The sequence below is a fragment of the Capsulimonas corticalis genome (genome assembly GCF_003574315.2).
In the GTDB taxonomy this organism is placed as follows: Bacteria; Armatimonadota; Armatimonadia; order Armatimonadales; family Capsulimonadaceae; genus Capsulimonas; species Capsulimonas corticalis.
The window spans coordinates 1,026,353-1,047,678 of sequence record NZ_AP025739.1; the positions used below are offsets into that span (position 1 = coordinate 1,026,353).

Consider the following 21,326-nt stretch of genomic DNA (forward strand, 5'->3'; position numbering starts at 1 on the left):
CTGAGCACGGCTCTTTCCGCGGACACGGACGCGATCCCATCGCGCTGTTGTTATTCTACCCTATTCCCTCTGCATACCTAGAGCACAACGCGGGATTTCCGTGAATTGATGGCTTCTTTGCAGGTAGACAGTATCCTCCTCCCCGAAGAAGTCACCGCCAATGGCTCGCGCGCCTCGCCGCCGCGTCCGCGCAACGCGCGAATGAGGGGAGGGCATAGCGCGACGGCGCTATCCGGCATGTCGCCCAGCGCGATCCCCCAAAAGCAGTCGTATGAGCGCGGAATCAGCGGGCAGACATAATGGTATAATATTCATCGTAAGCAAGGCGTATTACTGAGGAGAATCTTCCAATGCTGCTGAGACGCTGGAAATTGCTGATGCCGCTCGGGGCGATCTCGTTCTTTGGCGCGGGGATCAATGGGCTGTATGTCGGCCTCGCCAATCCGCACCCCAAAACGATGACCGCCAATCAATTTGCCCACATTGCCCCAAACTCCGGCTGGTACCACGTTACCGGCGGTTATCTCGATCTGAGCCAGTCCATCGCCCTGACCGACGACGGGCGTCGCCCCGGCTACGGGGATCATCCCGCCTACGATTACATCGCCCTCCATCAGCCGAACGAAGCTCCCAATACGCCCGTTTCGGTCTTCGTTCGCACCGCCGATCCGGCGTTGATGCAGGCGGCCCAGGACGCCTCCGGCGGCTCGGACTCCAGCGGCGAACAAACCGTTTACGCGCGGACGCCGGTTTATCGGCGGATGGATATCACGGGCATGGTGCAAACCGGGATGACTCGCGATTCCAGCATCACTCGCCGACTGGAGAACACGGGGCCCTCCGTGGACGACAACCTGGTCGTGATTGCCGACGGAGCAAAACCCAATCTCTGGAGGGCGCTGGGGTCGCTCCTGCTTGGCCTGATCCTGGGATACGGATGTGTCCAGATGTGGATCGGCGACGACAACCCCTTCCGGCGAAACGCCAAGCAGGACGATCTGCCGACGCAGCCCGGCCTCGGGTCCATACCCTATTCGCCCCAGATGGCGAACACGCCGGTCGGATTCCCTCCCCCATATCCCCCTTACGGGCAAGCCCAGCCGCCCCAGCACCCGCAGCCTTACGGGCAAGCCCAGCCGCAGTACGCTCCGACCTACGGACAGCCGGCGACGCCGCAGCAACCGGCGGCAAGTTACGGTCAGGCGCCGCGCCCTGCGGCGCCTCAGCCGGCCGCGGAGCCGGCAAAGCCCAATAAAACAGACTCCATTCCGCCCGTGTTCGACCCATTCGCCGACCAGCAGCCCTAGGTCAGCGCCGGCGCTGGGTCGAACGCCTCCCTCGCCTAGTCATCGCCAGGCGAGGGAGCCGGGCGTCCGTTACTCCTCTCCTCCATGCTCCCGCAGAAACGCCGCCATCGTGTCGCGTCCCAGCGCGACGGCGTAGCGCAGCGGCGTCCAGCCCTGAGCGGCGCGGGCGTTCACATCGGCGCCGTGCTCCAGAAGCGCGCCGGCGATCTGGGTGTCGTTCCACCATTCGGCGCAGGCGTGCAGCGGGGTCCATCCGAAGCCACTCTCAACGGCGTTCACGTCCGCGCCGTGCTCGGCGAGCAGGTGGACGACAGCGGCGGCCATCTCCTGGGGTCGCCAGTTCTGGGCGACGGCGTGCAGCGGCCTCTTACTTCCGGCCTCGCCGCGCGGCGCATTGGCGAGCTCCGGGTCGGCGGCGAGCAGAGCGCGCACGCGCTCGACATCGCAAAACTGGGACGCCATCCAGATATTCATCACCGGGTTCTTAGTCATCAGGTACTCGATCACCTCTGACGCGCCTTTGGCGAAACCGATGATCGCGCACTCCAGCGGCGTCTGCCCCGAGTCGTTCTCCACATTCACCAACTCCGGCTGCGCTTCCACAAGCTGCGTCACCAGAGACAGCACGCCGGCGCTCGCGACCGTAAAGACGTCATAGGCGTGCCCCTGCGCCGCAAGCAGCTCGATCGTTTCCGTATGACCCTGGTTGCACCAGTTCGCGTTCTTCGCCGCATGCTGAAGCGCGCTCCGATGCGTCCGATCGACAGCGTGGATATCCGCCCCATGGTCCAGAAGGATCCCTACAATGTCCGCATAGCCGTCGGCGGCGGCGATCAGAAGAGGCGTTCGGCCCAGACGGTCCCGAAGTTCGCTAAGATCCGTCTGCCGCTCCAGCCGCGCTTTGACGCGCTCGGCGTCGCCGGAATGAACGTCGCGGAAGAACGTCCGCACGTCGGGGGCGGGAGCATCGAGAGTGTCGTCGTCGATCCCTCCGGCGTCCACCAGAACGCGGGCGATACTCCGGAAGCCGCGTGCGGCGGCCGTGTGGACTTCGTCTTCGGTCGCGGCGCCTCGTGTCAGAAGAAGCTCCACCGACACCTGCTTTCCGGCTCCGATGGACGCGGCCAGCGGAGACTGACGCGCAATCCCATAGCCATCGGTCATCGTGGCGGTCAGCAGCGCGGGGCGCTCGTCAAGCAGCCGCGCCGCCTCCGTCGCGTCCCCCGCCTTAAGCGCCTGGAAGAATTGAATCGTGGACATAATCGTGTCCGTCGCCGTGTTCGGATCTTGCCCCAATGTCTCTCGCATCATCTCGGTCATCCTTTCTCGGAGACGACCGCGAGCGGAATAAAGCCGTTTTTTGACAGTCGAAAGGGGAACGCTCAGGAACTCGGCGATGTCGTGATAGGTGTAACCACCAATGTAAAACATCATCACGGCAATCCGCTCATTCTCGCCCAAGGACCCAATTGCGGCGTGAACATCCTCGCGGAACATCCGCAGCTCGGACAACCGCGCCGGTTCATATTCGTTCGAGCCTACTCCCAGCGCGCTGTCCAGCGCAACGATCGCGATCTGCCTGCCCCGCGTCAAACGGCAGCACTGGGAAATCACGATCCGCCTCAGCCACGCCGGAAACGTCGCCGGATCGCGCAGCTTCGGCAGCTGAAGCCACACCGTCACGAACGATTCCTGCGCAGCATCCTCCGCATCGCGCCCATCGCCCAAGTACCCGTGCGCGTAAGCATACGCCATCCCGTGGAAGCGCCGAACGACCCGCGCGAACGCCCGATGCCGCTCCTTCATCTCCGCGCCTTCGTCCTGCGCCAGCACAATCCACTCTCGATACTCTTCCAAAATGACTTCCTCTCGCGTCTCTCCCAGTAAAGAGCCGCGCCGCGCGGGAAAAGTTACCGGTGGGCCATAATATCTGAACAAGCGGCCTTCCACCTTCACCGATTCCGTTTCTCATGCAGAATTTCTTTTGCGTCGTGTGTCGGATTTGGCGCGTGCGCGTACAGAACTTGATTAGGACACCCATGCAGGATCATCAGCTCATTCGAAAATATGTGGAATCCGGATCCAACGACGCCTTTCGCACGATCACGGCGCGCTATATCAATCTCGTCTACGCGACGTGTCTGCGGCAGGTCGGCGACCGGCAGACGGCGGAAGACGCCACGCAGGCCGTGTTTATTCTTCTGGCGCAAAAGGCGCCGCGTTTGAAACCGGACACGCCGCTTGCCGGCTGGCTGTTCCACGCGTCGCGCCTGGTCGCCCGCAACGCCCGGAAACGAGAAAGGCGGTACGCCGCGATGCTGCGTGACGCTCGGCCGCAATTGGAAACGGAGACGACAAGCGATGTGGCGCTTATGCTGGACGACGCCGTCTCCCGGCTCTCGGAAAAGGATCGTCAGGCGATCCTTTTGCGTTTCTACCAGGAGCTTTCCTTCGCGGAAATCGGCGCGCGGATCGGCGTGTCGGAAGACGCCGCCGGGAAACGCGTTTCCCGCGCCGTGGAGCGGCTGCGCGTCAGCCTGGGCAAGGCTGGAGCCGGCGTCCTTTCCATATCGCTGCTGGCGATCCTGGAAAGCGACGCGGCGCACAGCGCGCCTCCGGAGCTGGCGAACACGATCGCGGCGGCCATCACGGGAATGGGAGATTATGCTGGAACGAGCGCGGGTGTCCTGAAACTCGCACAAGGAGCGGCCCAGCAAATGATGAGAACAAAATTGATCGTGACAGCGTCGTCAATCGGCGCCATCGCGCTTTGCGCGGGAGTAGCGGGAACGGCCTATGGGCGTTATGCAAGCGCGCCCCCTCACCCATCAACGCAGAAGACGGCGGCGCCCCTCTCGGCGACGCCGCAAAACCCGAAGGTCACGCTGGCCGACGGGACGATCGTCGAACTTCTCGGCGTGACAGCCGATCAGTTGCTCGCGACTGTCAACGGGCATGCCTATAGCCAGAACGGATGGTGGACCGCCTCTGGGGACGCGATGGCCGATCCACCGGGAACGCCGTCGTTCCGAGTCGGCCAAACTGCGGGCAGTTATGTCCCCCGCGAGCTTTGTTTTCGCGTGACGACTCCGGCCTCCGGAACGATCACGACCGAAGGCAAGCTCATCGGATTTACAACCAGCGACTACGGCGGCAATCTCAACGCCGATGTCGCTCCCGCCGAATCGGCCGTCGTGGAGGCGAACAAGCCGTCCTACGCGCTCATCACCGCGGACTTACCCGATAACCGGCATGAGTTCGGCTATCGGTTGGGGGTCTCAACAGGCGAATGGCGCGTCCTCGCGGACACGCCGCTGACTCTGCGCCCGGCGCGGGACGATATGTTCATCAGCCACGGCGGCTACGTCGCCGGTCCCAGCGTCAACGCCACGGGCGCGCCCATCGTTTATTACCTGGACAGAAATCGAAAAATCGTATCTCAGAATTTACTGCCGCCCGGCCAGACGGTCGGCGACGAGGAGCGCCGAGCCGAGGGATTGGACGCTCAGGGACAGATCGTCGCGCGGGAGGCGGACGGAATCTGGTCGCCGGAGAGCTTCTTGAGGATCGCCACGATCCGCCTCGAACACCGCCCCCGAATGTGGGCGCAGTTCGACCACATCGCCGGCTGCGCCAAGAGCGAAATTCCGATGCCCCAGGCCCAGCCGCAGTTCCAGCAGACCATGGGCGACGCAACCGTCAGCGTGCTCGCCGTGGTCCAGTCCAGAGCCGACGGGCATCGCTGCTGGCTGCCTGACGGAACACCGATCACCGGCAAGGTTCAGGGCCTCGCATTCGCCGGTCCGGACGCTTGGTCCATCAGCAACAACCCTGGCGCGCACAAAATCGATGTGCAGTATTACACCCAGCATGGCCGTTTGAGCATCATCTACGATATCTCTCGTCCACAGCAAGGCCCGCCCTGGCGAACCTTCTCCGCCGAGGTTCCCGGCGCCGGCTCGCCCGGACAGCCGGCCACCGGCCGCCTGCCGAGCAGCATCCCCGTAACAGTCCACCCGGGACAGTCCGCATGCGCCCTGGACATCCAAGTCATGGCGACCGACCCACGCCTGCCGCCGCATCGATTCCATTTCGACAAGATCGCCTTGCGGCCACGCGAATAACAATCGGAGGAGATCGGCGCACGAACAGCGGCGGGGAAATTGGCGATTTCGCGCCTTACGATGCGTAAATTTGGACGGGTATACCCGCAGCCGCCGCAAGGTCTATCGCATGCTGCGTCCCACGCGCTTTCCCAGGCGCGCCCAGATCGGGATGGAAAGCCAGAACCTGTGAAACACCCGACGCGATCAGGCGCTCATTCAGCCCTTTCCAGGCTTCGCCCGGATACCGCTGCGCGTCATTCCGTGTCTTGCGCATCGCATCCACACGATAGCCCAGTTCGCCGCCGATCTCTATTACCAATGCGTCTATTCCGACTGTATCTCCCGTGACAAAAACCGTCCCCGGAGGAAAACCCGCGAGCACGGAGGAGAGGCGTAATTTATCCGTCCAAGCTGTCGACCCCGTCACAAGCACTCGCATTTATTGGCCTCGATAATTTCTTAGCGTTCCGATAGATCGATCACTTCGCTACGTTTTGCCTCTTATCCTCTTTGATCGCGACCGGCGACCAGGTATCATCCTACAGTGTAATAGTTCACAAAACTCGCAAGCTTTGCGCGGAGTTCGCACAATGATGACGATGGACGAAAGCCTCTCGCTTTTCGGACTTACCCCGCCGGAATTGGCCTTGCCGCAGATCCGCGCCATATTGGACCGGGAAGCGGAGATCGAGCGAAACCACTACAGCAAAGATCCAGCGCGGCAAAACGACGAACGCCAGCGGGCTGAAGATCTCGCCCTTATTTCCGCCGTCCAACTTTTTGCCGCAGGACATTTGGAAGATGTTTTACGTATTTGGGACACCAAACAAACGAGCATGGATATGGCGTGCGCATTGGACGTTCAGCTGCTCTGTGGCGGCGGACTTGAGCAAACCAAGTCCTACCTATCGACATTGGCCTCGGAAAATGCACAAGAGGCTCTGAAATACATTGGGGAATGCGAGCTGACCGGCGACTTCGATAACTTTACTCCCGACGCGCATCTTGAACGCTACCGCATTTATTTTGGAGGCGATCAATGATCACTCCCCAGATGGATTTCACACCACGATATGCGACCGAGACTGACTATTATCTCTTCGGTCTCGGTTCACGCCGCAAGCTTATCTATCAAAACGCCACTTTACGGGACGCGTTGACGGGGGATGTTCTTTATTCATGGCCTGGCGGAACTCGGTTCACCATCACGCCGGAGGGCGGCTGCGTTTGGTTTACGAACACCCACCGGACGCAGTCGCCAAATATGATGATCGATGAGGGAAGCAGCGGCGTATGGGTGGGCAATCGAGGAACGCAGTTTAGTGAGAATGGCGTCCACTCGGTAAAGATGCACGGCGAATCGGTTACCTCGGGACGCGTTGGGCTTTGTCGATTTCGTGGCCTGGGGGAGTATGAGCGGCCGGAATTATATCATCCCTACGATGTCGTCTTGAAGGTCCTTCAGCGCGAGGCGCTATTCAATATCATGGACGGCGCGCCTCGACCGAATGTCTTCGTCTACGATCGCCCCCACTACCGGGAAGCAGCAATGATTTGCATGGTTTTGGAGAAAACCCGCAATCTTCACCTGGTTCGCGACTGGATACTCGGCCTCTCCGACCCCTTCGACCGGGCGCGCGGCGTCGACGAGCCGGACAATTTGGGCCAGCTGCTTTATATGATTTCGCTGGTTTCGGACGCATCGCATCCGCTTGTTCCGGTCGTGCTCGATGAAGCGAAAAGATTTCGAGTCGGCGATCACATCAGCGGTCTCACGGATTCGGAGCCCCATCCCGTTTATCAGACCAAATGGCTCAAATTTGGTCTGCGGTCGCTGGGACTGCCGGACAATCACACGATCCCTCCCGTTTACGACAGTTATTCCAGCCTCATCTGGTGGGCGCACCAGGACGAGCATATCGACGGCCCCCGCTTCGACGAACAGACACGCCAGCGTCGTCCCTACCTTGCCTGGGCCGAGGACCATTTTTACGGAAACGCCCCCGTCGGTATGGACGCTCTGATGACGACAACCTATGGACACCAGGTACGGCGTGACGTTTATACCGATCGAAACCAATATATTGGACCGTCCCAGCTCACCTATGAGCAAGATTCTCCAACGGCGGCCTATGGCCGATTCGCGCATGTGAATAGTGACGACGCGAAAAACCGTATCTGCCGCCCGCACGCCTGGCACGCCGCTGAGATGTTCCTCCATCTGGCGGAACTGGGACCATTTCCAAATCTCGATAACTACAACGAATGGCCGTAAATGCGCGCGGAAAGCATTTCCCGTTCGACGGGCCGCAAATGAGCAAGAATAGTCAACTGTATCCCCTCTCCTCTCGGATACAATCTCTGCGTGGACGAAAACCGAGACGATAAACAAGCCGCTTATGAGCGGCGGCGGGCGGAAATGACGCGTCTTATGGAACGGCATCTCAACGCTGGATCTCCTTCGGGAGAACTGGCCGGTGAGGCGTGCGTGAGCCGATACCATTTTCAGCGCGTATTTCGCGATACGATGGGCGAAACGCCCGGCGACTTACAGCGACGACTGCGCTTGGAGCGCGCCGCCCACGATCTGCGCCAAACCCCGGCGCCGATCGCCGCCATTGCGTTTGACGCCGGCTATATGAGCCTGGAAGGGTTCTCACGCGCATTTCGACGCGCTTATGGAGAGCTTCCCAGCCAGTTTCGTAAGCGCCTCGGCGCCGACGTCGCCCTGCACGGCGCAAGCCTCGTTCACTACGACGCACAGACGCGCAAGCTGCGCACGATACAAAGCAAAGGAGAACATCCGATGGACCTCGTGGATCGTTTACTCGACAACGATTATCGCGCCAAGCGAGGACTGTTAACGTCCGCATTGGCTCTGACCGACGCCCAGCTCGACGCAACATTTTTCTGTCAAATCCAACAAGTCCCCTGGGCGGACCCAGACAAGAATCTGCGTGAAACGCTCAATCGAATGATCGACATGGGTTGGTGGGTCAGCGAACTCTTTAGCTCCATCGGCTGGGCATCCGCAGCGGATGAAGCGTCGCGTGAGAAAGCGCACACCATCACGGAAATGATCGCCCGCCTCGATCATTTCCACACCCTGTACTCACCGTTCGTCGAATACGTCAAAGAAAACAACCTCTGGGAAACAACATGGGTGGATAGCGCCTGCGAGCCTCCAGAAACGTTCACTTACGCCTCATTGATCGAGTCGGGACTGGAACGCGGAATATTCCGCCGCTGGATGGCCCGCCAGCAACTCGCACAAGTAGGCGTGCAGGACGGCTTGTGGTAAATGGGCCGCGCCGCATGAACGCCGGCGACTGGTTCATGCGGCGCGGCAAGCAGGTATACTGACGCGGTCATGCACCGTAAACACTCATGGTTGTGGATAGTTGCGCTTAGCCTTCTCCTCACCTCCTGCGCCCACGATCCCGACGCAGGCAAGCTACGCGTGACGGTGATCGATGTCGGCCAGGGCGACAGCATCTTGATCGAAACGCCGACGGGCCACGCGATGCTGATCGACGGCGGGGGCTCGAACCGGGACGATGAGGGCGATCCGCGCCATGTCGGTCTGCGCACGGTGGTCCCGTATCTGCGCTATCGCGGGATCGATCACCTGGACGCCATCGTGCTCACGCACCCGCATGCGGACCATGTCGGCGGTCTGCCGGATATCCTGCGTGAAGTCCACACGGACACCGTGCTTGACGGAACCACGCTCCCGTTCCCATCTCCCGCCTACGCCGCGTTTTTGACCGAGGTGCGCAATCGACATATCCCCTATCGCCGAGTCGTGCGCGGAACGCATCTGGACTTTGGCGACGGCGTGACCGCCGATGCGCTGAACCCGCCGACGGGGCTGCCTTATGGGACGGCGACCGACAATGCGACGATGAACAACTATTCGGCGGTCTTTCTGCTCTCCTACGGCAAAACCCATATGCTCTTGGACGGCGACGCACAACTCGAAGCTGAAGAAAATATGCTCGCCGCCTACCCCAACCTCCAGGCCGACGCGCTCAAGTGCGGCCACCACGGCGCCGCGAACGCCACATCCGACGCCTGGCTGGACCGCGTCCGCCCGCGCTACGCGGCGATCTCCTGCGGACTTCACAACCCTTTTCATCATCCGAACCCGGCGACGCTTGCGCGGCTGAAGGCGCATGGGGTTCAGGCTTACGTGACGGCGACGGACGGCGCGGTGATATTCGTGAGCGATGGGGCGCGGGTGACGGCCACGGGCGCAGTTAAGCGAAGCGAATAAGCTCACAGATAAGGCAGGTATAATCTTCGTATCGCCGTCCTGGAGGGTCGAACATTGGCGCGTTTTTTGATCGGGACAATTCCCGTAATCGGACACATCAATCCCATCATTCCCATCGCCGCCGAGCTTGTCGCGCGCGGGCATCACGTTTGCTGGTATACCGGAGAGCAGTTCCGGCTCAAAGTGGAGATGACGGGCGCCGCGTGGCGTCCGATGAAGCGCGCCGTTTCGTTCTATGGGACGCAGGGGATGGACGCCTTTCCAGAGCGCATGGCGCTGCAGGGCGTGGACCGAGTCCGATGGGATATTGAGAACGTCTTTATTCCGGACGCCGCCAAACAGGCCGACGATCTCGCGGAGATCCTGGCGGACTTTCCCGCCGACGCCGTACTCTGCGACACCATGTTCCTGGGCGCCCGGTTTCTGCATGAACGGGACGGCGGGCCGCCCTGGGCGAAATTGAACATCACCGTTCTCGGTCTGCCGGACACGGCCGGCGACGCTCCGCCGCTCGGCCTGGGACTGACGCCCGGCGATGGAATCGCGGCGCGGGCGCGCAACCGCAGCCTTCATTGGATGTCGGACAATGTCCTGTTCCGAGACCTCCACCAGAAATACCGGGACGCGCGGCGCGACTACGGCCTTCCCGAAGGCAATGGGACGCTCACCGATGATCTCCTATCGCCCTATCTGTGGCTCCAAGGCTCCGTGCCGTCCTTTGAATATCCCTACCGGAATCTTCCGCCGCAGGTTCACTTCGTTGGGCCATTGCTGCCAAGCTCCGGATCGAGCTTTACGCTGCCGAGCTGGAGTCAGGAGATTGAACGCAAGCAGCGGCCGGTCGTGCTGGTGACTCAAGGGACCATCTCCGTCGATCCCAAAGACTTGATCCAGCCCGTCTGCCGCGCGCTCGCCTCGGAAGACATTCTGGTGATCGCGACCACCGCCGGCGCGCCGATCGACACGCCCGTTCCCGACAACGCGCGGATCGCCTCCTTCCTTCCCTACGACCGGATCCTGCCGCACGTCGACGCCGTCGTGACCAACGGCAGCTACGGAACCGTCCAGCATGCGCTCGCCTACGGCGTCCCCATGGTCGCCAGCGGAGCCACCGAAGACAAGATCGAAGTCTGCGCGCGTGTCGAATGGTCCGGCGTCGGCGTACGGGTCAAAGGCTCCCCGCCGCGCGAAGACCATCTGCGGAACGCCGTCAAACGCGTCTTATCGGATTCGAAATTCAAAACAGCGGCGCAGCGAATTCAAAGCGAGATGCAGCGGCGCGACGGCCCCAAAGAAGCGGCGACACTGCTGGAAGAACTCGCCCGCACCAAACACCCCGTCACCGCCACACGATCGCCAATCGGCAAGAATTGATCGACGCCCTATGAGAAAACTTCCACGAAAACATCTCATTCTCTTCGCCACCGGCTGGATTGCCGCGCTCTGCGTCATGATCTACTGGCGAATGGAGTACGTTCGGTCCCATGATCCCCTGCAAATCGCGTTTGTTCCCAGTTCCAACGGATACGGAACAGAGATCGACCGCATGGCGTTTTCTCCCGACGGCCATCGCATTATCGCGGAGGATGTGGGCCAAAGTCTCAGTGTTTGGGATATTCGGAAAAGGCAGTGGGCACTATGGCTAAATAAGAAAAGATCACAGACGCCCGAGTATCAGTCGCTGGCCGAGCCCCAATTTCCAAAACAGTATTACGGGCGCTATTCGGGCGTCTATTTTCCTCCGGATATTCCCAATTTCCCACCACCCAAACCTATACATAAGGACACGCCAGATCACCTGTTTAGCCTGAGCAACGACGACTTCCAAACTTTTAGCGATCTGTCCGCTTCAAGGAAGCTAATAGCCTATGGCTACGGAAACGGCATTCTCAGCGTCGCCAATATTCCTCGTAAGCGAGTACTGTTCGCAACCCCCTCTTCGCATGTGGAATCCTTCCCCGACGGCGGAGGCGTCTACGCGGATACTCTCTGCGGCCTGTGTTTCTCACCGGATGAGAAATTGCTCGCGACAGTCTCTATTCATAACGATGTTTCCGACTATCTCAGTCAACGATCGTCTTCCGATTCTATTCCCGGTCCCGATCTACAAATTGCATTGAGAGACCCACACACTGGCGCAGTCATCCGGAACTGGACATGGAAGCACTTTCGCGAACGTTGGACCGACACAGTGGGAGGGAACACCACTCCAGTTACGATGACGTTTTCCCCAGACAGCCGAACGTTAGCAATCGCGAGTGAGACGCAGGTACGGCTATGGAACACTGCCACCGGAATATCCACACGTACCTTATACGACGGCAACGGGACTTTTAAGTGGACTCATCGGCTTGTCTTCTTTCCACATCGCCCACTCCTGGCAAGCTCCGGATGGAGCGGAAGGCTGCAAATCTGGAATACGCAATCAGGACGGTTGGTCCAAGTCTTTCAAGCGCAGCCAGAAAACTACTACGGCCTGGAAGTGGCGGTTTCGCCGGATGAGAAGCTGATTGCGAACAGCGGGCGTACGGAAAAAGGAACGGCGATGCTCCAGATTTGGGATGTGTCGAAACTATGAAACCCCTGCATTTTCTCAAGTTTTAAAATCGCATCCTTGATGGTAAGAATAGTCATGTAGCAAGCGTTATGCTAAGACAATTCAAACCATGGAAGGAAAGAAACAATGGATCGCAAGAAGAATTTCGGAGTGCTGGCCGCAACGGCGTTGATGGCGATTACGGCGCTGTCGCCGGCGGCGGTAATGGCGGACAGTCAGAAGAACAAGAATAACTGGCGCAACGGCGCGATCGGCGCGGCGGCTGTCGGCGTTTATGGCCTCACGCACCACAACAACACGCTGGGCGTGCTGGGCGCCGCCGGCGCGGCGTATTCGGCCAAGCGCTATGAGGACGAGCGGAAGAACCAGTCGAAGGCGTCCCAGAACCGCGCGCGTTACCATCGCCGCAGCTCGAGCAGCTCGTATGTCCGCGGCGACCGCAAGTACTACACGTATAATGGTCAGCGGTATTACAAGAATCTGAGCACGGGCGAGCGCGTCAAAGTCAACTAAGCGTCGCGGCGAATCATTTCGGACGTAAATAAAAGCTGGGCCTGCGGGAACTCCGTAGGCCCAGCTTTTGTTTTTGTGGTAAACGGGCATGTTCGCCCGGTTTAACACTGCAACGTCGCAGGGAATGACTCTCTGGCTCATTCGGACCACTGCCGCTCCAAGAAGCCACTTTCACACGAAGCAACAAACTATTTTCTGTGATTCAACTCACAATCTGGGACTTGGCACGGCATTTGCTATAAAGACAGTGTCAAAGTCGCCACCAAGAAAATAGCGCGGGTCTCGGCCCGCTTGTTGTATATCTCTTCTTTCGTGCAAGTCGTTTAAGGACAAGGTGATCACCAGTGGAAGCAAACGCAGCACTTTTCAACTACCCGGTCGCATCCATCGAGCGCCGCAAGGAGCTCCGCCGGCTGCGACGGCAAGTTGCATCAGACATCTCCATCAACGGATTTGCGCTCCTGCCCGAGAGCGTCCGGCTATTCGAAAACGCCATGACGTCCGAGCAGGAACTGAGCGAGATTCAGGCGGAAGTCGCCAAAATCACGCAAACCAGCGCTATCACAAGCTAATCGCGTCCACTCGTTTATTCCCTGGGAAAGCTCATTACAGGGAATGAATGAGGTGATGTTTTCTTCAAGTGGCCGCCCAGATCTCTGGGCGGCCACTTGTTTTTGTGTGTGCGCCTTCAAATTCCGCTCCGGTATTCGTACTCGCCTGCCGATAATATCATCGATTGTGTCTTCGTAATTTCCTACGGAGCGATGACGAATGGAGTGCGTTTCATGACTCGACATGAATACCTGGATAAAATACTCGCGAAGGTCACGGATGTGCCGACGCTGCCGGCAAGCGTCCTGCACGTCATGCAAATGATCGAGGATCCGTTGTGTTCGGCGGCCGATCTTGCCCGCGTGATCCAAAATGATCCCGGCATGGCCACCAAAGTCCTCAAGCTCGCCAACTCCCCGTTTTACGGGTTTCGGCAGAAGATCACCAGCATCCCGCAGGCGGTCACGCTCCTGGGCTTCGCGACGCTGAAGAACGCGCTGCTTTCGGCGGCGGTCTTCGATATGTTTCGGATTTCCGGCACCGGGTTCGACATGCCCGCGCTTTGGAAGCACTCCGTGGCGACCGCAACCGCCGCGAAGCTCTTCGCCAAGCGCGTGCGATACCCCAACTCGGAAAAGGCGTTCACCGCCGGCCTGCTGCACGATGTCGGCAAGGTCATGATCGCCCGCTACCTGCCCAGCAGCCTGCTGACGATCGTCCAAACCGTGCATGACAAGAATGTCTCGATCTACGACGCCGAGCAGCATACGATCGGTCTGGCGCACCCGTCGTTCGGCGCCTGGGTCATCTCGCGCTGGGGCCTGCCCACGCAGCTCGTGGAGGCGGTGGAGTACCACCACCACCCCACCCGCGCCAAGTACGCCTTCGATCTGGCGGGCATCGTCTATCTGGCGAACATCCTGACGCACCGCGCCAATATCGGCAACGGCGGCGACCTGATGATCCGCGAGGTCGACCCCAAGGTCCTGGAATACTTCAGCATGAACGAATCGACGCTCTATGATCTGCGCGACGCCCTGCACGCCAAGCGCCTGGAGATCGAAGCATTCGCCAGCATCGCGGCGTCGGTCTAAGAATCAGGAGCGACCACGACGTTGACCACTGCCGTCACTCAGGAATCGGTTTCGTATCGATTGGCGAAGAAGAGCGCCCTCTGGGTGTCGTTCACGCCATCCGGGCACGACGGCAGCCCGACATGGCAGATGGAGCTTTCCGCGCGCGGCCGGGGCGGGCGCGTGCTGGCGCTGCTGATCGACACGACCGCGATGCGGCCGCTCGCGTCGGTCACGCTCAAGGGCGAAACATACCCCTTGACGATCGGCTGGCACGAATCCCGGCGCGGCGGCGCGGTCGCCTTCGGCGGCGAGCGCAAGGTCGGCCTCGAAGGGGGAACGGTCTCCTGGGAAATGCTGTGGAAGCCGCAGGACGCCGATCATAACGGCTTTCTGGCAGAAATGCGCATTCGCGCCACGCCGAGGCGCGACGGCCAGCTCAGCCTGCATCTGCACACGCCGCTCTACAAACCCGAAGTCTGGTCGCTGCCGGCCGCCGCCGCGCGCGGACACTGCGCCGTCGTCGCCCGCTCGGCTTACAACAAATACGCCGCCAGCTTCGTCATGCTCAGCAGCGTGGACGATGACGGCGCGTGGGACGAAAACCGCAATAACTTCATGGCGACGATGTACTCGTTCCCCATGGGCGGCGGCAAGCCGATCAAGTTCGCGATGGACATCGCGGAGACGCCGTCGCCCCAGGAGGCGCGCCGCCTGCTCGCCAGCCACTACGCGCGCATCGCCGACACGCAGCTTCACCCCGTCGCGCCCCTTCAGCCGCTGGCGCCTCACCAGACTCTGGAGGCGCTGCTGGCGCCCGAAGCGCACGCCGTCATCGGAACCGAGCGCCTTTACCTTCGGCCGCCGGCGCCCGATCAGGATATCTTCTGCGCCGGCTTTCCCCATTATTCGTTAGAAGGGCTGCACGCGCTCTGGAATTGGGGACGGATTCATCCCGACGACCGCATATCGCGCCTCGTGCGCTTCGGCGCGACCGGATTCGCCACGGACTTTCAGGTGATGGGACGCGCGGGAGAGCCCGAGCCGAACAAGGGGGCGTTCTGGGATTGCCGGGGCAAGGACGGCTTTTCCGATGCGAACGGCGCGCCGACACACGGGATCGCCGCCAACGCGCGCATGGCGCGCGCGCTCTTTTTGCTGCACGGCGCCACCGGCGAGCCGCTGTTCAAGCAGTCCGGCCTCAACATCTGCCAGTGGCTGATACTCAAACAAAACTCCGAGGATTATTACAACGGGGAGACGGTCCACGCCACGCTCGGGCTGCCGGAAGACGGCAAGGTATTTGGCGCTCCAACGGCGCTGGACGGCGTGCAGGCGATCCAGGCGATGGTGCTCGCCTACCACGCCACGCAGAACGAAGTCTTTATCAAAGCCGCCCGCCGGACCGCGAACTATCTCATCCAGGAATGGATGCCCCACCACGAACCAATCTCGCCGGTGGATATCGCCCAGGTGATCCAGTCGCTGCTGGCGCTCGATTCCGAAGCGCCGTCGGACAAGCTGCGCACGGTGATCCGCGAATGGGGATCGTGGCTGCGCATTCGGCCGCTGAGCGCCGGCTCCCCAACCCTCAGCGCTGACGGCCACTATTCCGGTCTGTTCGAATGCGCGCGCGCCGGTTTCTGGATGCACGCCATGGATTCCGACCCCGACTACCTGCGTTACGCCTTCGCCGCGCTCGGCGTCATCCCGCGCGACTCTTACTTCGACACCTGGCGAGCCGCCATGCTTTACCACACGGCCCTGCTCTCGCTCGGCAGCCTCGTTCCCGAAGCCCGCACGGACTTCGACGCCCTGACCCTGCGTCTCGGCTGGCGCGAATTCGCCCCCGACGCCGCCACCGCGAGCTTCCTCAAGGTGACCGCCCTCAACGGCGACCCGATCGACTACCTGCCGCTCGTTTGCCGCGCCAACGACCAGCTCCTCGTCATCGCCCTCGCCCCACCTCACGTCGAAGGCGTTCTCATCCACAAAAACAATAAACAGCCGATTTCCCGAAACATGCTCACGGACACGCTCGACGCCGACACGCCGCTGACGCCCCTGCTCGGCGAAGACTGGGCGCGCGTAGGGATCTTTACGGTCGATCGGTAAGGAGCTGCGAGTGACGCCCCGCGGGGCTTCGCGCGCCCCAAATCCTACCTACCCCCGGCCTTCGGGTCAAACCCACCCCGGCCCTTCGGGCCACCCCTCCCGCCGACGGGAAGGGTTGGTAGGATTGCCTCTTACAGAAGCCGCTTGCGATAACCCGCTCTGAAATAACCCTTCCCGTCAGCGGGAGGGGTGGCCCGAAGGGCCGGGGTGGGTTGGCCCAGGGAGGGGTTGGACGGGGTAGCTCACTCTTCTTCCTCAATCTCCGTCACATCCACTTGCATCGACCTCGTGCTTCCGTTCCCGTAGAACGTGCTCCAGGCGCAGTCGGCGGCGTCGCGGCCGGCGGCGATTTGGATGAGGGCGGGGCGGGGCTGGCGCTCGGTGGCGTCGAAGACGACCCAGCGGCCGTCGATGTAGGCGTGGAAGAAGGCGTGCAGGTCCGGCGGCTGGAGGCCGAGGCAGTAGCCGGAGACGTAGCGGGCGGGGATGTTCATCGCCCGGCAGAAGGTGATGGCGAGGTGCGCGAAGTCGCGGCAGACGCCGACGCGTTCGGCGGCGGTCTCATAGGCGGATGTGCCGGAATTCGAGGTCCCGTACTGGTACGTGATATTCTCGTTGATCCAGTTGCAGATCTCCTGGACACGCGCGAAGCCCGGCGTGATCGATCCGAAGGTGTCGTTCGCCATCTTCACGAGCTTGTCCGACTGGCAGTAGCGCGACGGCAGCGTGTAGGTGAGCATATCCGTCGGCAGGTGGAGGATATCGGGCTCCGTGGGCTCGATAAACGCGCCGCGCTTGTCCGGCAGCTCCACCACGGAGTTGTACTCGATCCGGACATCGCCGGCGGGCATCAGCAGACGGCGGCAGGGGTTTTTATAGATATCCAGAAACTCTTCGGTCTGCACGTCCGGCTCAATCTTGAGAGAGGACGATTCAATGTTCTGTGCTCCGGGAATGTCGGCGGCTTCGAGCTGTAATATGGTTGGCGCGGCGGCGGCGAGCTGTAATTCGCATTCAAAATGGATTTTAATTTTCACGTTTCGGTCGGTCCTTTGATTTCCATGTTTCCCGTATCAGCGTATCCACGAACCTTGCGGCGGGAATTCCAAAAAATCCGACCTCATTGACGGACGGCTACAGGCGAGAGACGCTGGCGTCCTTCCTCACCTTCGTATCGTGACGCTCGCTTTCGAGCGTTTCGGGGTAATCAGTATTGAAGTTTAGCCCGCGCGACTCGTGGCGCTGCTGCGCGCAGTAGATAATCAGGCCGGCGACGGTGAGCATATTGCGCAGCTCCAAAAGCTCGTCGGTGAGGATCAGGCGTGAAAAGAGCGGGTCGGCTTCGGCGCGCAGGACGGCGATAGCGTCCGAGGCTTTTTGCAGCCGGGCGTCGGTGCGGACGATCCCGACATATTTCTGCATGACCGTCTGCACCCGATGCCGGAGCGAGCGCAGCTGGTGCGGATCCACTGGTTCGGTGCGCTTGCGTCCGGAATCGAAGCTGGGGACCGGGGCGCAGTCGTCCCACGCCGGCGTCCGTTCCATCGCGTCGGCCGCCGCGCGTTTGGCGAAGACCAGCGCCTCCAGCAGCGAGTTGGACGCCAAGCGGTTCGCGCCGTGCACGCCGGTGCTGGCGACTTCCCCGCAGGCGTACAAACGCGCGATGCTGGTGCGGCCGACCAGATCCGTGGTGACGCCGCCGCAGGAGTAGTGCGCGGCGGGAACGACGGGGATCCAGTCGGTCGTGATGTCGATTCCGAAGGAAAGGCAGCGGGCGTAGATCGTTGGGAAGTGATCTTTGATCGCCTCGGGCGACAGATGGGTCACGTCCAGATAGACACACTCGTCGCCGGTCTTCTTGATCTCGCTGTCGATGGCGCGAGCGACGATATCGCGCGGCGCCAGATCCTTGCGCTCCGGATCGTACTCGACCATGAACGCCGTTCCGTCCTTGCGCCTCAGGATTCCGCCCTCGCCGCGCACGGCCTCGGAGATCAAAAAGCTCTTGGCGTCGGGATGGAACAGCGATGTCGGATGGAACTGGATAAACTCCATGTTCGCGATCTCGGCGCCCGCGCGCCACGCCACGGCGACGCCGTCGCCGGTGGCGATCGGCGGATTGGTCGTAAACCGATAGACCTGGCCCGCGCCGCCCGTCGCCAGCAGCGTCGCCCGCGCGACATAGGGGCTGACCTCGCCCGTCGCTTCGTCCAATACGTAAGCGCCGCAGCAGCGTCCGTCCTGCACCACAAGATCGACAGCGTAATGATGCTCCAGCACCGTGATGTTGGAGTGCCGCCGCACGGCCTCCACCAACGTATGCTCGACTTCCTTGCCGGTCAGGTCCGCCGTATGGATGATGCGCCGCCGGGAGTGGCCGCCCTCGCGCCCGAGCGACAGATCGCCTTCGGGGGTGCGATTGAAGTCCGCGCCAAATGAAATCAGCTCGCGGATACTGTCCGGGCCTTCATTGACCAGAACGCGCACGGCCTCTTCGTTGCACAGCCCCGCGCCGGCGATGAGCGTGTCCTGCACGTGCAGCTCCATATCGTCATCCGGCCCCATGACGCCGGCGATGCCGCCCTGCGCCCAGTTGGTGTTGCTGTCCGTGCGTTCTTTTTTGGTGATGAGGGCCACGCTGCCGCTCTCGCAAACCCGCAGCGCGAAGCTCAGCCCCGCGCTCCCGCTCCCGATCACCAGATAATCGAATTGCTGCATCTGTGTACCACTCCCTCGCGGCGTCGCGTCGGTCACTTCCCGGCGAAAGACCGCCCCTCTCCATCCCTGGGCGGAAGACCGCCCGCGTTCGTCAGCGGAGCATCTTCGCCACCCGCGCTCCTAGTTCTTCGGCCATTCCCGGCGCGCCGCCCGCTTCCGCGCGGCGCATCAGTCCATCGTCCCCTACGAGCATGGCGCGCAGCATCAGTCCGCCGTCGATATGGCGCGCGTGCGCCCCGACCGGCGTTTGACAGCTGCCGCCGACCGCGCGCAGAAACCCGCGCTCCGCGCGCGTCGTCACAAACGACGCCATATCGTTCACCGCCGACAGCAGCCCGCGCACCTGCACGTCCGATTCCCGCGTTTGAAGCGCCAGCGCGCCCTGCCCCGGATCGGGGACAAACCACTCCGGGTCCAGATACTCCGTCACACGGTCGGCTAAACCCAGCCGCTTCAGGCCGGCGGCGGCAAGACAGATGGCGTCATATCCCCCATCCTCCAGCTTTTTCAACCGCGTATCGATATTCCCGCGTATCTCCAGGAACCTCAAATCGGGACGCCGCGACGAGAACAGCGCCCGCCGCCGGACGCTCCCCGTGCCGACCAGCGCGCCCTGCCGCAGCGAATCCAGCGTCGAACCGATCAGCGCATCACGCGGATCCTCCCGCTTCGGCACGGCGGCCAGCACCAATCCCGGCGGCATCGTATGCGCGAGATCCTTCATGCTATGGACGGCCAGATCGATCTCGCCGTCCAGCAGCGCCGTTTCCAGCTCCTTGGCGAAGATCCCCTTCTCGCCAAAGGACGCCAGCGGCACATTCGCCGCCTGCGTGGCGTCCCCGCGCGTGTTGATCGTGCGGATCTCGACCTCAAGCCCCAAATGCACCCGCCGCAAGGCGTCGGCGATGGTATTGGTTTGCGTCAGCGCCAGCGCGCTCCCGCGCGTACCGATGATGAGTTTTGGGTTGGGCATAATGGGTGAAGTGAGGAGATGGCCCTATTCCCTACTTCTTCCTCCTCTGAAACAAATCCGTCTTCACGTTCGCGACTCGATCCAAAAACAAAATCCCGTCCAGATGGTCGATCTCATGCTGCAAAACCACCGCTTCAAAGCCTTCAGACTCGATACGCACCGGCGCGCCGTTTGGGTCCAGCGCCTCGACGGTGATGCGCTCCCAGCGGCGAATATTCGCGGTGTAGTCGGGAAGGCTCAGGCAGCCTTCCCGGCCGATCTGCTCGCCGGTGTGGGCGACGATCGTGGGGTTCACGAGCGCGAGATAGCCGTGGCCGAGACCTTCGTGCTTGGGGTTTCGCCCGATATCGACGATGGCGACCCGGGTCATGGCGCCGATCTGAGGGGCGGCGATGCCGACAGTGCGCGGCGGGCCGGCGTCCATCGTGTCGAGCAGGTCCTGAATCAATTGACGAACCGCGTCGTCCACGACGCCAACCGATTCACAGGCCATTTTGAGGCGTGGATCGGGATAAAGAATGACGGGAAAAGCCGGCATGAGAGATTACAGCGCCTCCGCGTCGAGGCTTTGCACGGTGATGTCCACGCCGAGGTTTTTGCGCAGGCTCTCGATCTCGGCCGCGAGATCGGCGTCGCCGCAGGCGACTTCCAGCACCATCACATAGATCGGCGAACCGGGCGCTCCCGTCAGACGCGTGTCCATATCGGTGATATTGACTCCGCGCTGGGCGAGCCGCGCCGTGACCTCATAGACGATCCCGGCCTTGTCCGCGCCGTAAACCGTGAGCAGGTGATCGGGCGGCGTTTCCTCGCCGCCTTCGCCGCTCACTTCCTGGACGGTGACGGTCAGGCCCATTTCGCGGGCCACGGGCGTGAGGGCCGCTCGGCAGTCGTCGACGCTCACGTCGCTGGGCAGGCTCGCGGAAACCATGGTGGCGAAGGCGCTGTGCAGACGGGTCATGGTGGCGTCATCCAGATTGCCGCCCAGATCGAACATGGCCTTCGCCAGCGCGGCGACGATGCCCGGCCGATCCTGGCCCACGGCGGTGATGACAACGACGGAATTCATAGACGCTCCCAGCAATGCAAACTATTGGGGCTATTATACCCGGCGTCCGTCAGCCACGGAAGCGAAC

20 protein-coding genes are annotated in these 21,326 nt (G+C 61.6%); 13 read left to right on the forward strand and 7 right to left on the reverse strand.

The genetic code is table 11. The features are described 5' to 3' along the window. Positions 1-108 precede the first annotated feature (108 nt). Positions 109-300 (forward strand): hypothetical protein, encoded by a 192-nt coding sequence (locus D5261_RS04405; RefSeq protein WP_125205917.1) that lies wholly within the window; start codon positions 109-111, stop codon positions 298-300. A 50-nt stretch (positions 301-350) separates the two neighbouring features. Further along, positions 351-1,307, forward strand: coding sequence for a hypothetical protein (locus tag D5261_RS04410; RefSeq protein WP_119320865.1), 957 nt, complete (start codon positions 351-353; stop codon positions 1,305-1,307). Positions 1,308-1,376: 69 nt separating this feature from the next. Here the strand turns inward: D5261_RS04410 and D5261_RS04415 are convergent, their stop codons facing one another. Then, positions 1,377-3,164 (reverse strand): sigma-70 family RNA polymerase sigma factor, encoded by a 1,788-nt coding sequence (locus tag D5261_RS04415; RefSeq protein ID WP_119320866.1) that lies wholly within the window; start codon positions 3,162-3,164, stop codon positions 1,377-1,379. A 182-nt stretch (positions 3,165-3,346) separates the two neighbouring features. On the opposite strand from D5261_RS04415, the gene D5261_RS04420 reads away from it, so the two are divergent. Next, the gene (locus D5261_RS04420) at positions 3,347-5,431 is read left to right on the forward strand and encodes an RNA polymerase sigma factor (RefSeq protein ID WP_165864102.1); all 2,085 of its coding nucleotides are present in this window, start codon (positions 3,347-3,349) and stop codon (positions 5,429-5,431) included. A 55-nt stretch (positions 5,432-5,486) separates the two neighbouring features. Here D5261_RS04420 and D5261_RS04425 read toward each other — a convergent pair whose 3' ends face one another. Beyond that, positions 5,487-5,732 (reverse strand): hypothetical protein, encoded by a 246-nt coding sequence (locus tag D5261_RS04425; RefSeq protein WP_301002418.1) that lies wholly within the window; start codon positions 5,730-5,732, stop codon positions 5,487-5,489. Between the two features lie 271 nt (positions 5,733-6,003). Between D5261_RS04425 and D5261_RS04430 the strand changes: the two genes are divergently transcribed. The 10 genes from D5261_RS04430 (at position 6,004) to D5261_RS04475 (ending at position 16,499) form a co-directional block, all read left to right on the forward strand. Beyond that, positions 6,004-6,456 carry a hypothetical protein gene (locus D5261_RS04430; protein ID WP_218025559.1) on the forward strand — a complete coding sequence of 151 codons (453 nt, stop codon included), beginning with the start codon at positions 6,004-6,006 and terminating at the stop codon, positions 6,454-6,456. Beyond that, positions 6,453-7,688, forward strand: coding sequence for a hypothetical protein (locus D5261_RS04435; protein WP_119320869.1), 1,236 nt, complete (start codon positions 6,453-6,455; stop codon positions 7,686-7,688). The genes D5261_RS04430 and D5261_RS04435 overlap by 4 nt, the downstream gene beginning before the upstream one ends. A 156-nt stretch (positions 7,689-7,844) precedes the next feature. After that, on the forward strand, positions 7,845-8,714 hold the full coding sequence (locus D5261_RS04440) for a helix-turn-helix transcriptional regulator (RefSeq protein WP_165864103.1): 870 nt from the start codon (positions 7,845-7,847) through the stop codon (positions 8,712-8,714). Between the two features lie 69 nt (positions 8,715-8,783). After that, positions 8,784-9,689 carry a ComEC/Rec2 family competence protein gene (locus tag D5261_RS04445; RefSeq protein ID WP_119320871.1) on the forward strand — a complete coding sequence of 302 codons (906 nt, stop codon included), beginning with the start codon at positions 8,784-8,786 and terminating at the stop codon, positions 9,687-9,689. 54 nt (positions 9,690-9,743) lie between these two features. Beyond that, complete coding sequence (locus tag D5261_RS04450; protein WP_119320872.1) at positions 9,744-11,063, forward strand: glycosyltransferase; 1,320 nt, start codon at positions 9,744-9,746, stop codon at positions 11,061-11,063. 10 nt (positions 11,064-11,073) lie between these two features. Beyond that, positions 11,074-12,267 (forward strand): WD40 repeat domain-containing protein, encoded by a 1,194-nt coding sequence (locus D5261_RS04455; protein ID WP_119320873.1) that lies wholly within the window; start codon positions 11,074-11,076, stop codon positions 12,265-12,267. A 105-nt stretch (positions 12,268-12,372) separates the two neighbouring features. Further along, positions 12,373-12,759, forward strand: coding sequence for a hypothetical protein (locus D5261_RS04460; RefSeq protein ID WP_119320874.1), 387 nt, complete (start codon positions 12,373-12,375; stop codon positions 12,757-12,759). Between the two features lie 344 nt (positions 12,760-13,103). Beyond that, positions 13,104-13,331 (forward strand): hypothetical protein, encoded by a 228-nt coding sequence (locus D5261_RS04465; protein WP_119320875.1) that lies wholly within the window; start codon positions 13,104-13,106, stop codon positions 13,329-13,331. Between the two features lie 213 nt (positions 13,332-13,544). Then, positions 13,545-14,405 (forward strand): HDOD domain-containing protein, encoded by an 861-nt coding sequence (locus tag D5261_RS04470; RefSeq protein WP_165864104.1) that lies wholly within the window; start codon positions 13,545-13,547, stop codon positions 14,403-14,405. A gap of 21 nt (positions 14,406-14,426) precedes the next feature. Further along, positions 14,427-16,499: a hypothetical protein gene (locus tag D5261_RS04475; RefSeq protein WP_119320877.1), complete on the forward strand. Its 2,073-nt coding sequence runs from the start codon at positions 14,427-14,429 to the stop codon at positions 16,497-16,499. 242 nt (positions 16,500-16,741) lie between these two features. Here D5261_RS04475 and D5261_RS04480 read toward each other — a convergent pair whose 3' ends face one another. From D5261_RS04480 to D5261_RS04500, 5 genes are all read right to left on the reverse strand, one after another. Further along, positions 16,742-17,536: a transglutaminase-like domain-containing protein gene (locus D5261_RS04480; RefSeq protein WP_119320878.1), complete on the reverse strand. Its 795-nt coding sequence runs from the start codon at positions 17,534-17,536 to the stop codon at positions 16,742-16,744. A gap of 97 nt (positions 17,537-17,633) precedes the next feature. Next, positions 17,634-19,217 carry an L-aspartate oxidase gene (gene nadB / locus D5261_RS04485; RefSeq protein WP_119320879.1) on the reverse strand — a complete coding sequence of 528 codons (1,584 nt, stop codon included), beginning with the start codon at positions 19,215-19,217 and terminating at the stop codon, positions 17,634-17,636. A gap of 91 nt (positions 19,218-19,308) precedes the next feature. Beyond that, positions 19,309-20,190: a hydroxymethylbilane synthase gene (hemC, locus tag D5261_RS04490; protein WP_119320880.1), complete on the reverse strand. Its 882-nt coding sequence runs from the start codon at positions 20,188-20,190 to the stop codon at positions 19,309-19,311. 31 nt (positions 20,191-20,221) lie between these two features. Further along, positions 20,222-20,728 (reverse strand): peptide deformylase, encoded by a 507-nt coding sequence (gene def, locus D5261_RS04495; RefSeq protein WP_119320881.1) that lies wholly within the window; start codon positions 20,726-20,728, stop codon positions 20,222-20,224. A 6-nt stretch (positions 20,729-20,734) separates the two neighbouring features. Next, complete coding sequence (locus D5261_RS04500) at positions 20,735-21,259, reverse strand: glycine cleavage system transcriptional repressor (RefSeq protein ID WP_119320882.1); 525 nt, start codon at positions 21,257-21,259, stop codon at positions 20,735-20,737. Between the last annotated feature and the right edge of the window lie 67 nt (positions 21,260-21,326).

Excerpts from the sequence above, each read along its gene's own strand:
- D5261_RS04500 (WP_119320882.1), bottom strand. The coding sequence starts at position 21,259 with ATGAATTCCGTCGTTGTCATCACCGCCGTGGGCCAGGATCGGCCGGGC.
- D5261_RS04470 (WP_165864104.1), top strand. The coding sequence starts at position 13,545 with ATGACTCGACATGAATACCTGGATAAAATACTCGCGAAGGTCACGGAT.
- D5261_RS04405 (WP_125205917.1), top strand. The coding sequence starts at position 109 with ATGGCTTCTTTGCAGGTAGACAGTATCCTCCTCCCCGAAGAAGTCACC.
- D5261_RS04435 (WP_119320869.1), top strand. The coding sequence starts at position 6,453 with ATGATCACTCCCCAGATGGATTTCACACCACGATATGCGACCGAGACT.
- D5261_RS04420 (WP_165864102.1), top strand. The coding sequence starts at position 3,347 with ATGCAGGATCATCAGCTCATTCGAAAATATGTGGAATCCGGATCCAAC.
- nadB (WP_119320879.1), bottom strand. The coding sequence starts at position 19,217 with ATGCAGCAATTCGATTATCTGGTGATCGGGAGCGGGAGCGCGGGGCTG.
- D5261_RS04410 (WP_119320865.1), top strand. The coding sequence starts at position 351 with ATGCTGCTGAGACGCTGGAAATTGCTGATGCCGCTCGGGGCGATCTCG.
- def (WP_119320881.1), bottom strand. The coding sequence starts at position 20,728 with ATGCCGGCTTTTCCCGTCATTCTTTATCCCGATCCACGCCTCAAAATG.
- D5261_RS04460 (WP_119320874.1), top strand. The coding sequence starts at position 12,373 with ATGGATCGCAAGAAGAATTTCGGAGTGCTGGCCGCAACGGCGTTGATG.
- D5261_RS04430 (WP_218025559.1), top strand. The coding sequence starts at position 6,004 with ATGATGACGATGGACGAAAGCCTCTCGCTTTTCGGACTTACCCCGCCG.
- hemC (WP_119320880.1), bottom strand. The coding sequence starts at position 20,190 with ATGCCCAACCCAAAACTCATCATCGGTACGCGCGGGAGCGCGCTGGCG.
- D5261_RS04455 (WP_119320873.1), top strand. The coding sequence starts at position 11,074 with ATGAGAAAACTTCCACGAAAACATCTCATTCTCTTCGCCACCGGCTGG.
- D5261_RS04445 (WP_119320871.1), top strand. The coding sequence starts at position 8,784 with ATGCACCGTAAACACTCATGGTTGTGGATAGTTGCGCTTAGCCTTCTC.
- D5261_RS04440 (WP_165864103.1), top strand. The coding sequence starts at position 7,845 with ATGGAACGGCATCTCAACGCTGGATCTCCTTCGGGAGAACTGGCCGGT.